The following is a 14868-nucleotide window of genomic DNA, read 5'->3' on the forward strand; positions in this document are numbered from 1 at the left end:
CCCTACTATTTAATTTTTAATAATTCAAAACGGCCATTAAACTCATATTTTTTGCCGTTATATGTAAATGCATTTTTATGGTCTTTCTTTACTGTTTCAGCTGAATTGAACGCTAATAAGTAATGTCTGTTACCTGAAAAACCAATTTCAACAACATCAATATTGTTGTCTTTTTTATGTGATAATCTTTGAAGCTGACTTACCGCACCTATAGTGAACTCTTTCGATGGGTTATATTCTCCATGAGGCTCTAATACATTAACAAAAGTATGGTTGTTCGCTTTAACCTTACGGTTAATAAACGCATTTTCATTACGTAAATTAAAGAATGGGTCGTTCGCACCAATTTGAGTAAACATAAATGATGCATCACCATCCATAATAGATGAATTTGTATAGAATCGCCCATTATCATTTAACCAAGTAATTTGAGCTAGACCAGCTTTAGGTTGTGCTTGAGCTTTTAACCATAAGTGTTGATAGCCATTTTCTTTACCTAATGCAGGCAAACTGGTTAACTGAGTATTTAGATCAAAGTTAGTACTAATTAAATGACCTTTGTAATGTAAAGGTAGGTCGTACTGATGTTTATTCTTTGAGTTTACATCAAATATATCTACAACCAGTGATAAATCTTGAGCTTTATCACTCGGAATATTTATCAAAGCGATAGTACGTTTTAACGAGACGCCTTCATAAGCACTATCAATCAATGCTGAGCTAATAGTTACGTTATCATTCTTAGCAAAGAACACTAGTTCAGGGTGATTAGCATTACCCACTTCTGTCACACCATTGAAGTGTGATTTTTCATCAACAACAACAGTATTATGAGCAATAGTTTGTTTAGCCCAAGTTAGGTTTTCAGGTAAGTAACGACCACCATATTTAGCTTCAACGTTTAAGAAACGAGCTGCACCATAGTCTGAAACAATCTCTTCACCTCTATCGTAAAACTGCCAAGTTAACTTATCAAAATGACCGTGACCTAACCCTTGCGCAGCAGGCTTAAATAAAACAGCTTGTTCGCCACCGACATTTTGACGCATAATAACTAACGCACCATCATTACCGTCATTACCATCACCGAAGGCAACTGAATTAAATTTATATGGTTTTTCTAATTTATTATCAAGCGCTTGAGCAACTTTCAAACCGTCACCGGTTAATAAAATTTGATCTTGTTGTTTAGCAATATCAAGTAAACTTGCATCACCTGTTAAACCGTAAGCAACCGCAACACCATTCACTAACTCAATAGTGTCTATGCCTTTACTTTTAATTGCGTCATTAATAGGAAAAAACAATTTGTTATAACTTAGCTGTATCGTTGTATCAATTGCTTTTAATACGATTCCGTCTCGGTATTCAAATATTTTACGTTCAGGTTGATTGGTTTGTATTACTTTCGCAAAAGTAACAAACGGCATTAAGGCATAACGTTGATAATAAGGACCTTCATTGTAATAACCTTGTGGTGAGAACAACTCATCTAACTGCCTTAAAAAACCACCTGTTCCTGATTTATCTAAACCATAAAGCGCTTGTTCAACCCATTCTGGCTCGTCTAAAACATAACCTGTCATACCCACGGCCGTTGTAGTCCATGTACCGTGATTATGTACTTTGTTAAATGTTTCAGGTGAATCTACCGAAAGAAACTTTACGATAGGACGAAATAGTCCAGCTTCAATTTTTGCTTTTTCATCTGTTGATAACGTAGCCAAAATCAAATCGTAAGCTTGGCTGGTATAAACCAACCAAACAGCTTCATTTAAACTTTGCCAAAACAATTTACCTGGGTTTTGTTTACCTATTTTTCTTTTTGGATGTGGTGGTAACGTAGGGTATAGCTGTGCATAACCAAGTAACATATCACGCACATAATTAGCGTATTTTTTATCTTCTGTTAATTGATACATCACACCAGCATCATACATTAACTTGTAGTTTGTTTTATGACGCTCGTGGGTATAACCACCACCACCATCTTTTGGTAACGGTATCGTTATCTCTTGCTTTATTTGTTCATCCACAGAAGATTTTTTAGCGGTAAAAGTGCGCTTAAACTGCCCTTCTTGAGTAATAGCTGTACGCATTTTTTCAACATCAGCTGTAGTTATCACTAAGTTAGGACTTGTTTTGGCAATAGCTAACGAGTTAACACTAACACTTGCTAACACAACCAATGCTACTATCCAACTCTTCGACACAGACACTACTGGTCTTACATTTAATACTTTAGAAAATATAGACATAGGTTTCTCTTATTATAATTGCTTGTTATTAACTAACACTGCAGTATGTGGGCCTTTAGCGTGTAACTCTTGTACGCTAGGTGAAGTCGTGTTGTTAAACGTATTGGTTTTAATCAACGTTTTAGGTTCGCCAACAGTATGTTCAATAATAATAGGCGCTGAGTTTTTAAAAGTATTAGTGTCGATATTTACAACTTGTACGCCATGTAAATAAAGACTTGCAGCAGACTTATTACGTTTTCCTTTACCACTATTTTCTATCTTGTTGTTTGTCATTTCTAGGTGAGGACCAAATGTACTTTCATCAGTACCGCCACGATATAAGTTAACTAAAGCCCCATCGACATTTTTAAAGGTGTTATTCTTTAAAATGGCATACTCAGTGTTATAAATACCTAGGTCTTCAATTTCTTTATTTAAGCGAAGAATATCACCAGTAACCTGTGTAAAGTTATTATCGGTTAACTCAATATAGTCTGCAAAAGCACCTTTACCTGAATCAAAGAAATGAAATGAATGGTTAGTATCAAGTGCACTAATATTACTATTACGTAAAACAAAACGGTAATTATCAACCATACCCCATTTCTGCGTACGAATTAACGTATTACCTGCAGCATCAGGGCTATTCATGCCACTAATATTTAAGCCATCGAGTGTTAAACTACCGCCATTAGAAATTTGAAATAACGTTGAGCGCTGGAAAGTTATTGTTACTTTACCTTTATTTTTTGCTTTAATCGTTAACGTTTTATTTACGTCGATCATTTTTCTTACATCATACTGACCATCGGCCAATACAAGTACATCACCTTCATTGGCAACTAATACGGCATTAAATAAAGCATCAGCTTCATCTTTAACTTGTACGATTTTTCCTGAATCAAAAGCTACTAATGCTTCATTTTTAGCATACCAGCTAGGACCTGTTGCCGACTTTAACGTTGGTGTTAGAGACTTTTTAGCTCCTTTAGCCGCAAGTGCTTTATTGACAGGGTAAAGTAAACCGTTGTCAGCACGTGCTAGCGCGATTTTTTCTTGTTTAACGCCTGATGCAATTTTTTCATCCACTAGGGTATTAGCAATATTCCCTTTAAAAGCAATACCACTTACATCATCAAATAACGTAAAAGGTTGTTGACCATTCTCATTGAAAATTAAGTTATTTTGCATTGTAGAGTTAATTGGTACTGCCGTTCTTTCTGCATCACTACCTGCTGCTAATTGCAAATGATCAACATTAATAAAACTGTTATTTTCTACTAGTGCATTATTCACTTGATGGTATCGATTAATCTTAGAGTTAGGAACACCATTCATTACCGTAAAACCACTACCAAAGCGATAACCAGTTAAGCCTTCAAGGTAATTATTTCTAACAATTTGATTTTTATTAATGACACGAATACCGCCAGTATGATCAACACCATTACCAAAAAACACGTTTTCTTCAATTAAGTTACCATCACCATGACGTAGCGTTAATGTCCCTCTTGATTCAAAAAACACGTTATTACGAATCGTGTTTTGTGCTGATTTAATTGAGATAATTTCTACTTCACCATCACAGCGGTCAAAATAGTTATTTTCAACGACAGTAAATGAATTGGATAACGAATAATGGCTTGTACCGATACGTAATGTTTCACCACCATTAGAGCCAAAGATAGGGCGAGGGCCAAAGTAATTGTGATCAATTTTATGATGGTTTTCTTGGCTTTCTTCGCTATCAAGACGTACAGCGACTGTTACACCTTTATTTTGTTTTCCTTCAAGGTGACTATGATCAAAACGATTGTGCTTACCGTACAAAGCTACCCAATAATCTGATTCACTTTTATCCGGATTGTTATAGTGGTCAATAACCACTTCACTTACACGTGAATGGTAGGCCAAGTTATCTTTAGTACTTCTAAATGCGATAACTGAGTTGCTTGGTGTATAACCATCTTTAAACACCAAACCTTTAACAACTAAATGCTTTCCCGCTAATCTCAAATTAGATTGACCAGTAAGAAAAACTTTACCTTTGGTTTCTGCTTTGAGCGTGATCGGTTCTTCTTTCGTTCCTTCACCTTCAAATAGAATTTCAAAATTATTCCAAGTACCATTAGACAAAATTATTTCATCACCTGGTGATAACTTATCAAGCGCACTTTTATATTCAACTTGCGATTTAACAACCCATGATTTCGCCATAATTTGTTGACAAAAAACAGTGCTTAAGATCACTAAAGTTGAAAAAATAACACGTGGGAAATGTTTAGACTTGTTCATAACTACCTCAAAAACTAGAGCTTAAAATGTAGAGTTCTCAATTACCTAACGCAAAGAGAACTCCATTTTTACTAGATATATTTATAGATTAGGCTTAAAAGCTTGCTTTTACGCCAAAGAAGAATTTACGACCAGAATAAGAATAATCAGAGACTGTTCCTGTTCCACGAGTCATAACTTGTGCTTCTTCTAACAAGTTTAGTGCTTTTAATGATACTGAGACATTGCTACTAATTTTATACTTAATAGCCGCATCTAAATAATCACTATCCTCGACCCAACGGTGACTTTTGTGAGGGAAAGGTAAATTATTTGGTTGGAAATAGCGTGAACGATATTTATACATTAAACGCATAGATAAGTTATCACCTTCCCAGTAGATTGAGCCTGATGCAACATTTTTAGAGAACCCCATAATGTTTGCATCTGGGCTAATTCCCCAGTTTGCCGGCTCTTCCGTTCTAAAGTCAGAAATGGCATGGTTCCACGCACCTTTTATACCAATACCACTAAGAACACCTGGTAATTCAGAGAAATGCTTTTGGAAGGTTAATTCAAAGCCTTTAATTGTCGATTCATCATCTGAGACTTGGTTTACGCTATAAGGGATCGACTGTGAATATTCTACTTCATTCGTTGTACCATCAGCACTTACAGTTGTTACTGTTGGTACACGGTTTTCTATCACTAAATTAGTGCCACCAGTAAAGTTCTTCCAGTAACCGGCTAAAGTAACAGCCATATCAAGACTTGGGTACCACTCTAACGATAAATCAAAGTTATTCGCGGTAAATGGTTTCATCATGTTACCTTGAGCTGTCGCACTAACTACTTGCTCGTCATAACCACCACATTGAGCACTCTCACTCGTATCTGCAGAGTTACAATCAGTAATTGTTTGACCTGCTGACATAGCATTCAAAGCAAAACGTGACATTGAACGATACGCTGCTGTTCTTAGTAACCACTCATCATTTAAATGAAAAGTAAGGTTTAAACTTGGTAACCACTCATCATATGAATCATCTAAAAACAACTGAGCCGTTTCGAAAGAATAGCTCCATTGCTCAACACCATCTTCATTAAATGTTTGCGTTAGAATTGGTTTTTCGCCCCAAGATTTAGAATCAGTATCTGTACGTACATAACGTACACCTACATTACCAGTTACCGGTAATCCTGCAAATTCAGTGTCTAAATTTGCCATCATGTATACAGCAGCGGTTTTTTCTGTAACATCAACTAACTGACCATCAATTTGATTCGGGTTTTCACCGATATCATAAAAGCCAACATCAGGATTATTGCCTTCAGGGGTATTAAAACCTACTTGCCCTAAATACGCACCGATTATACATTGAGAATCAAAAGTTAAGAAGTTACCTGCATCGGCAGCGCCACCTTCAGAGCCAAAGAAACCTTCAAGACTATGACCATTATCACCACAAGCTTGTGCTCTAGCAGTTGCTTCAGCATGCTCTTCAGGATATAAACTATCAAAGTCGTTATTAGCGCCATCTCTATCTACATGATCATCTGAATTCCAGTTATCATCAATAGGACGACGTTCTCCGGTATCGACTTCTAACGCGGTAGCTATTTCTGAATAATCATATAAATGCTCACTTGAATAACGAACGCCCATTTCTATAGATGAAATAACTTTGTAATCATCAAAAGAATATTGAGTATCGAACTTCACAGCCCAAATATCATCTTCACGCTCATCATTTTCACGGCCATACTCTAAATAAGCACCACCATCAGAGCCAACAAAGCTCGCCATATCACTGACGTCAAATGCAGCACCAGCATAATCGGTATTACGAACTAACTCACCACCTTCAGCTTTATAGAAGAAATTAGCATTTTCAATTTGCTCATTATCACCAAGATATAATTTAGGTACAGTGCCTCTTGAATCTAATGAATAAGCTGTTGTTGATTCATGACGGAACTTGGCACGTTGGCGTAAGCGGTAACGGTAAGATTTTGAATAAGAAGCATCAAACGATAATACTAAGTTGTCATTTGGTGTGAAATCAATATTAAGACCGTAACCATCGTATTTATCCACTTGATTACGATTTTCACCTTGTAGCGTTAACTTACCTTCGCCTTCTTCATAAAGTAAAGTGCCGTTATCGCCAATAATTAAGGTATCAACATTTAAATTTTTGCCACGCTCCTGGGCTAACTCCATACGATCTTCAGTATACTCTAAATGCGAGTATGCATAATCGAAGTTAATATCCCATTTATCATTAGGAACCCACTGAAAAGTACCAACGATATTACGACGTTCATCTTTATCAGTACCTGTACGCCAATATGAATCATCTGGAATAAAAAAGATTGAATCTGGATCAAATTTAGCTAAGTGATCTGCACCATTAACACCAAATCTTTCAGGATCAGCATTTGGACCTAAAGTTACCAAATCAGCTGAACGACCAGGACTTACCATAGAGTCATTATCAGGCAAGTTATTGTTACTGCTATTTAAGTCACGATCACCACAACGCTCATTATCACCATTATTAGTGGTAAGCGGTGAACCATCTGCAGCCCTAAAGCTACAAGCAGCTAATGTTGAGCTTGTACCATAATTTTCTTCTGGGTTAGCAGAGTTACTTTCGACATAACCTAAACTAAAACCCATTGCTCCAAAAGAATCAGTTTCAAAGCTATGTACTGTTGAAATAGTGAACTTATTACCCCACGCTGACTGATTATCAGCCGCAGTATAATAGTCATTGTAATCAGCTTGTGCTTCTACCGTGGTTTTACTTTTTCCGTAATCGACTGCACGAAGAGAGCCAACATCGATAGTACCTGAAGTACCACCTTCAACTAAATTCGCTTGTTGCGATTTATAAATGGTAACTTTATCAACTAAATTAGACGGGAATTTTTTAAAATTAACAGCACGGCCAGCACCAGCATTAGTGATAGTACGACCATTGAAGGTTGAGTAGCCCCAATAAGAGCCTAAGCCACGAATTGAAATTTCATTTTGGCTACCTTTTAAACGGTGACCTGAAGCGCCTGATACATTTTCAATTACATCAGATAAAGAAAGACCAGGTAAATCACCAAAATCTGCGGCAGCAATAGCATCTACAATTGCCGAATTATGCTTTTTTTCACTAAGTGAACGCGTCATAGTTCCACGCATTCCTGTGACTTCAATCACCTCAATGTTAGCAGATTTCTTTGTGGCTTCAGCTGCGCTAGTAGCTTTATTTTGTTCTATTGCCTGAGCTTCTTCAGAAAAAGCTGGTGCACTAAGTAATGTCAGAAAAGCAGATGTAAGTAATGCGGCTTTCCCTCTGTTATTTACTATATTACTAGCTTTAAGAGCCGAGCTGATTTTATTTAATTCCACCTTTAATCTCCCCTAATGGCTTATTTGTTTCATGTGTTTTATTTTATAAGTTTTTGCTACTATTTTTTCTGATTATATTAGTTTGCAATCAATTTAAATATAACCAATTAACACCCTTTGTGTCAACCAGTTTACTTTACCAACTTAACTTACCAATTCAATTACAAATATTAAAGCATGTAATACCAATACTATTAGTAACTTTCTCGCTTTTTTATACCAAAAATAACAAATACTGTTAAATAATTACCGATTTGCTTTTGCCAAAAGCCATATAAATCGCTATCATAACGGGACAGATAACTCTTATGAGTCATTATAATTTTTGTTAAGGAATCATTATGAGCAATCGCAGGCTGTTTTGGCGTATTGTCGAAAACATAGAAAAATCTATAGACTCGGGCACTTATTCTGCCGGAAGTCGTTTACCGCCAGAACGAGAACTCGCTCAAACTTTTGATGTTAGTAGACCAACTATCAGAGAAGCTATTATTGCGTTAGAAGTAAGAGGCCGTATTGAAGTAAAAACAGGATCCGGTGTTTATGTACTTGAGTCTGATAATATTGCTGGTGCTGCTGAAAAAGTAAATGCATTTGAGGTAACTCAAGCCCGTGCACTTATTGAAGGTGAAGTTGCTGCTATTGCCGCAACGACGATAACAGAACCTGAATTAAAACAGCTATATAAAACACTCGTTGATATGGAAAACGAGAAAAACATTGCTGCTGCTGATGAAGAATTTCACAGCATTATAGCGAAGAGTACTCGTAATGCTGCCATGATTTTATCAGTTAAAAATTTATGGGATCTACGCTCTTCTACACCTGCTATTATTGATGATTATAATAGTGTTTGTAGTCGCGATAATGAACAGACACTAGCTGAACATAAAGCTATTTATCATGCATTAGAATCAGGTAACTCAACAGAAGCACGCCAAGCAATGCATGGGCATTTCAACCGTCTTATTAATACACTATTTGATGCAGCTGAAACTAAAGCATTAGAAGAAATAAAGCGCAAAAACAGTGAGCAACGTGGCCTCTATTCGATACCTAACGCTGCCAGTATCTAAAGTATAATTTATCAGTTCTGCCGGTAATTACCTATGCCGGCAACTCTTTTCTCTCTTTATTTACCTTTGAAGTTTTAAACACGTCATTCCGTTGGTCACTTAATACGGAATCCCATGCGTGTGGTTGAATAGTACGTAGGATAGCGAATCCATACACTACGAAGCATAACGCTTGAGATCCTGAATCAAGTTCAGAATGACGACTGAAGTCGCCCCTACATACGCCCTACATTCATCCTACATATGCCCTACATTCATCCTACATACGCCCTAACAAAAAACATTGTTAGACGAAGGTGATCGACATCACCGTAGGGGCGAATTTATTCGCCTCTACATACGCCCTACATACGCCCTAAAAAAACATTGTTAGGCGAAGGTGTTCGACATCACCGTAGGGGCGAATTTATTCGCCTAATAAGAACAGGCGACTGAAGTCGCCCCTACATTCACCCTACATACGCCCTACATTCATCCTACATACGCCCTACATTCATCCTACATACGCCCTAAAAAAATATTGTTAGACGAAGGTGATCGACCTCACCGTAGGGGCGAATTTATTCGCCTAATGAGAACAGGCGACTGAAGTCGCCCCTACACACGCCCTAACAAAAAATATTGTTAGACGAAGGTGTTCGACATCACTGTAGGGGCGAATTTATTCGCCTAATAATAATAACAGGCGACTGAAGTCGCCCCTACATACGCCCTAAAAAAACATTGTTAGGCGAAGGTGACCGACATCACCGTAGGGGCGAATTTATTCGCCTAATAAGAACAGGCGACATTCGTCGTCACTCCGTTGCCCTTCCCCTGTCATTCCGTTGGTCACTTAATACGGAATCTTCCTCGTAAAGCAGCATAAAACTTGAGATCCTGAATCAAGTTCAGGATGACGGTGATCATTCAGAATGGCTTATTATTAAGGATAACTAAATATTGAGGATAACTAAAAATATTTAAAAAGTAGGTTGTTTTAGACAAAAAAAAGCCTCTCAGATGAGAGGCTAAAAGATAGTAATACAAGCTACTATCCCATCAAAATTACTTTGCTAAATATCGCTAATTACTTCTCTAATTTAGAAAAGTAATCAAAAATTACTGGCACATCATTTTGACCAAGGCCTGCATCAACAGCTGCCTGTAGGTTTGCAGAAGTACCTTGAGCGATTAAAGACTCACTACCAAGATCAGCAACCATTTGATTAAAGTAACCAAGATCTTTATTTGCGTTTGCAACAGAGAAACCTAATTTCTCTTCACCATCTACTGCATAAAACTTACAGAACTGCATGAATGGCGAGTTAGATGGACCTGCAGACATAATGTCAAACAATTGTTGACCGTCAACACCAGCAAGTTTTGCTATAGCAAAAGCTTGTGACATCGCTGTAACAGTTGTCATACCCATAAAGTTATTAATTAACTTAGTTGTATGACCAGCACCTAATTTACCAAGATGGAATACATTCTCACCTTGCTCTTCTAGTAAAGGTTTAACTTTATTAAAAGTATCAATATCACCAGCTGCCATGATGTTTAACAAACCATCTTTAGCGTGTGCAGGAGTACGACCTAAAGGAGCGTCGATCATACCAATGCCTTTTTCAGCAAGGGCTGCACCAATTTTAATTGTTGATGCTGGGATAGAAGTACCGAAGTCAATCAAAGTTGAACCTTCTTTCATACCAGCTAAAACACCATCTTCACCATATACAATTTTTTCAACAACAGCTGAAGTTGTAAGACAAAATTCAACTACATCACTAGCAGCAGCTAATTCTTTAGCAGAAGTAAATTGCGTAGCATTACCACGAGCAAGTACCGCATCAACAGCAGCTTGGTTAAGATCCATAACGTTTACTTGAAAACCACGTTTTTGTAAGTTTTCAACCATGTTGCCGCCCATAAGGCCAAGGCCGATGAAACCTATAGTAGGTTTTGTCATATCTAACTCCTAAAAATATTTTTATGTTTATCTGAGTGTGAAACTCTTCACCTAAACTCAGATTACTATTTAATCTAAAACCAAATAACAACTTTGATTAGAATCTATTGTGCAAACCAAAAGTGGTATATCTGCATAACTTTGAGTCACTGAAAAGATTAATACTGTGACTATTTAATACCAACTAACTGGTTAGTTAATATGCCTAACAATCAGGAACAATTTAATACTAACCAATGGCATTCAGCATGTCAACCAATTTACAATAATTGGTAATAACACAAGAAGGTTTATTTAATGAGGTTCGGATGAAATATATAGTCATTTTCTCAATAAAAAACGCAGTATCTAACCTAAATCAAATACTGCGTTATTGTTAATATTTAATGATTAATAATCTACTTCTTCATTATTACGCTTTCATTAAAACTTACCAAAAATGGTTATATTGTAAATATAATTTACATGTTATATATAACCAAAACTAACATACTTTAATAAAACCTAAACTAGTTTGTAAAAGCTAATTTAGGTCTAAAATAAATTAGAAACGGTAGCTAGCACCAAAAGTAATACGACGGTCAGTGATACCTTGAGCACATAATAAAGCACCTTCATTAACACAAGATTGAGTAATATCAGATTCAGTTAAATTAACGGCTTCAACACCTAGGTTCAATTGGTCATTTACGTCATAGCTTATGCTCGCATTAAGTTGTCCTCTGTCATGTGTAACAACAGGGAAACCTAGTGTCGAGTTTAAGCTTGCACCAGCTGCTGTATCTTCAGTTCTATACGCTTCACGCCATGTGTAACGTAGTCTTGCTGAAAGACCATATTTTTCATAATAAACCGTAAAGTTATAAGCATTTTCAGAGAAATCAGGCAGTCCCTGAGCAGACGAATAGGTTACAAATTCTTGATCATCATAAATACCATTGATTGCATTAAAGATATCTGTACCACGGGTTGCTGAAGTAAATTTTGCAGAGCCACCGCTATAATCTTGGATTGTATAGTTAGCTACAACACCAAACCCTGAAGCCCAACCTAAATCATCTTCAAAACTTGATAGATCATATTGGAAGGCCAATTCAATGCCTGATTGTGTAACAGTCGCTGAATCATTAAATTTAGATTGGCGATCCACACATAAACCTTCAGTATCTGGGTCACCTAAAACATTAGGTTGAACTGACGGATTCCAGATACCACCACCTGAACATGCAGGGTTTGTATCGCGTAAACCATTACCATCAAGTGCTGCACTATCCAAAGCGGTAACAAATAAGTTAGTACGATCTTTCTTAAAGTAACCGATACTTACTACAGCCGCTTCAGCAAAATACCATTCTGCTGAAATATCAAATGAAGTCACTTCCTCTGGCTCTAAGCCCGCATTACCTAATTCTAATGCTTGGTTTTCATTAGTACCAAATGAAACGGACGTATTTAAGTCACCAAAGTTAGGACGTAAAATATCTTTACCCCAACCTAAACGCACAACAACATCGTCAGTTACGTCTGCAACTAAATTTAAACGAGGCAGAGTATAGCTGTAATCAGCCGTTGTTGTTACTGGTGTTACAACATTATTACTTACCGTGTTACCTGTTGAAGCAATATCGGTTGATACATGACGTACACCAAAATTACCGCGAATCATTTCATATTCAAAGTTTGCTTGTGCATATAATGCATGAGACTCTTCTTCAATATCAAAAGCAGCAGTATCACTAGGTGTTAAATCAGGTAAGCTCGGTGAACCACCAGTTACCGCAGCATTTTCTAGCATCGCCTGCTCTAATATTTCAATAACACCATCTGGATCATTAAATGCACGATCTGGATCGATAATTAAGAAATTACGCAGTGCTAACTCACGACCATCAGCATCACCAAAGTGACTTGGCCCCGGAACAAGTAGCTCTTGGAATAATGCACCATTTGGGCTATCAATCATTTTGCTAAAGCCACCAATTCGATCTGAAATGGTCACTGCACTGTGTTTAGTTTTGTTATAACGATAACCAAAATCAACAGAAGTGACGATGTTATCATCAATGTAATAAGTTGAATCTACACGAAATGCTGTATCAGAGTTTTCGTTAGTATTTTGCGAGATATCAACCTGATCCAAAACAACATTGTTGTAATCAAGCAAGTCATCAACACTTGGCGCGAATGGCGAGTCGAAATCAATACCAAAGGCTAAAGAATTACCGGTAAGGTCATAAGCAAACGGTACAGCATTATCATTATCAGTATCACTGGTAATATTACCATCAGCGTCTAAATCAGAAAGCGGAGTATTAGGGTTAATAAAGTTTAATTGCGAATTTAATGATGGTGTCGATGTTTCTGAACTGGCATATGAAACCTCTGCACTGATAAATAAATTATCATCTTGCCATTCACCACCAATTCTAAATACTTCAGTATCTGTTACACGCGCACCAGTATCGCTGTTAAAACGCAGGTTTGGATCAGAATCATGTACATTTAAAAATGGCTGAATTGTACCTGTAGTCGCTGCTTGAATGCTGCCTAAATTAACACCATCAAGTGAGCCAAAGTTTACTGTTTCAAAGGTATCAGGTAAGTTATAGTTAAGTACACTACCTACACCTGAAGCTTGAACACGCGTACTTTCTTGACGACGCTCTTGACTCGTAATAATGGCATCAACAAAAAACTTCATATTATCATTTGGTGCATATTCAAATGTCGTTGCTAAATTTGTTGTTTCATATTCAAAATTTTCTAATTCTTGGTTCAAAAATTGAATACCAAGAAAATCAAAGTTTTGCGCTACAGGTCTATCGGTCGCTACATTTTCTAGTTGACGATCATCGCCAAAGCCTCTATAAACATCAGCACTAGCATTTTCTACAAGACCACCATCGCGATCAACACGAGGACGAAATGAAGTTGCTTCTTGTTTTGTAAAACTACCACTGACAACAAAACCAACTTTACCACCAGAGTCAAGCTGCCAATTATCACCATAAGCGCCCGATATTCTTGGTTGAACACCATCGGTAGTAAGACTACTATCTTCACCTTGTACACGAAGTGAGCCTAACGTTTCGGTTAATTCAAGCGGACGAATAGTACGTAAGTTAATTGTACCACCAATAGAGCCTTCAGTAGTTTTAGCTTCTGGTGCTTTAGTGATTTCAACCCCAGCGATAATAGCTGCAGAAAGATCTTCAAAGTTCATGCCGTTACGTCCAGCACCTGAACCTACAGTAGAAGCTCCGTTTATTTCAACTCGGTTAGCGTTGCTACCACGAATTTGCACACCAGTACCAATACCGGCTGTTCTGGTGATTTGAATCCCGGTAACATTTTCAAGTACCTCAGCTAAGTTTTGATCTGGCAACTTACCAATATCTGTTGCCATAATAACTTCAGTTAAGTTATCTGTATCACGTTTTTGCGCAAGCGCACTAGTAAGTGAACCACGCATCCCCGTAACAGAGATAACTTCAATTTCTGCTTCTTTTTGTACGCCATTAGCTGGCTCATCAGCTGCAACTGCAGCAAATGGTAATGCCAAGCCTAAACAAGCAACAGATAAGTTATTGCGAATGCTTTTACCGGTAAACAATTGTTGAACTGTAGCAGCTAACTTTGTTTTTCTAGTAGTTATTATGTTTTTCATATTCCCCGCCTTCATATTATTGGTTTAATAATTGTTCAAATTTTATTGGGCTTTTATTTATTGAACTTTTATAATTTTAATTAGACAACAACTTAAACTAACCAATAACCAAAATATTGTCAACAATCTATTATTACCAATATTCTGTATATTCAATATAAACACTGCTTATTGGTAATGCAGCAATCATAACCAATTGAAATAAAACAAATAAAAAAAATTAATTTTTATTCATCAATTTATTTATTAGA

Annotated in this window: 6 protein-coding genes; 1 reads left to right on the forward strand and 5 read right to left on the reverse strand. The window is 36.9% G+C overall.

The genetic code is table 11. From position 1 onward, the window contains the following. Positions 1-5: 5 nt before the first annotated feature. From KO509_RS06725 to KO509_RS06735, 3 genes are all read right to left on the reverse strand, one after another. Positions 6-2258, reverse strand: a complete 2253-nt coding sequence (locus KO509_RS06725) for a heparinase II/III family protein (RefSeq protein WP_215972524.1) — start codon at positions 2256-2258, stop codon at positions 6-8. A gap of 12 nt (positions 2259-2270) precedes the next feature. Continuing rightward, a complete protein-coding gene (locus KO509_RS06730; protein WP_252727429.1) occupies positions 2271-4535 on the reverse strand; it encodes a chondroitinase-B domain-containing protein in 2265 nt (754 codons plus the stop codon). A gap of 94 nt (positions 4536-4629) precedes the next feature. Continuing rightward, positions 4630-7923: a TonB-dependent receptor gene (locus tag KO509_RS06735; RefSeq protein WP_215972525.1), complete on the reverse strand. Its 3294-nt coding sequence runs from the start codon at positions 7921-7923 to the stop codon at positions 4630-4632. A 341-nt stretch (positions 7924-8264) separates the two neighbouring features. Between KO509_RS06735 and KO509_RS06740 the strand changes: the two genes are divergently transcribed. Further along, on the forward strand, positions 8265-8999 hold the full coding sequence (locus KO509_RS06740; protein ID WP_215972526.1) for a FadR/GntR family transcriptional regulator: 735 nt from the start codon (positions 8265-8267) through the stop codon (positions 8997-8999). A 1069-nt stretch (positions 9000-10068) separates the two neighbouring features. Here KO509_RS06740 and KO509_RS06745 read toward each other — a convergent pair. Both KO509_RS06745 and KO509_RS06750 read right to left on the reverse strand, forming a co-directional pair. Then, positions 10069-10950: an NAD(P)-dependent oxidoreductase gene (locus tag KO509_RS06745; protein ID WP_215972527.1), complete on the reverse strand. Its 882-nt coding sequence runs from the start codon at positions 10948-10950 to the stop codon at positions 10069-10071. Positions 10951-11494: 544 nt separating this feature from the next. Further along, the gene (locus KO509_RS06750) at positions 11495-14617 is read right to left on the reverse strand and encodes a TonB-dependent receptor (protein WP_215972528.1); all 3123 of its coding nucleotides are present in this window, start codon (positions 14615-14617) and stop codon (positions 11495-11497) included. Positions 14618-14868 lie beyond the last annotated feature (251 nt).

It is taken from the genome of Colwellia sp. C2M11, from assembly GCF_018860915.1.
In the GTDB taxonomy this organism is placed as follows: Bacteria; Pseudomonadota; Gammaproteobacteria; order Enterobacterales; family Alteromonadaceae; genus Colwellia.

Excerpts from the sequence above, each read along its gene's own strand:
- KO509_RS06725 (WP_215972524.1), bottom strand. The coding sequence starts at position 2,258 with ATGTCTATATTTTCTAAAGTATTAAATGTAAGACCAGTAGTGTCTGTG.
- KO509_RS06730 (WP_252727429.1), bottom strand. The coding sequence starts at position 4,535 with ATGAACAAGTCTAAACATTTCCCACGTGTTATTTTTTCAACTTTAGTG.
- KO509_RS06740 (WP_215972526.1), top strand. The coding sequence starts at position 8,265 with ATGAGCAATCGCAGGCTGTTTTGGCGTATTGTCGAAAACATAGAAAAA.
- KO509_RS06745 (WP_215972527.1), bottom strand. The coding sequence starts at position 10,950 with ATGACAAAACCTACTATAGGTTTCATCGGCCTTGGCCTTATGGGCGGC.
- KO509_RS06750 (WP_215972528.1), bottom strand. The coding sequence starts at position 14,617 with ATGAAAAACATAATAACTACTAGAAAAACAAAGTTAGCTGCTACAGTT.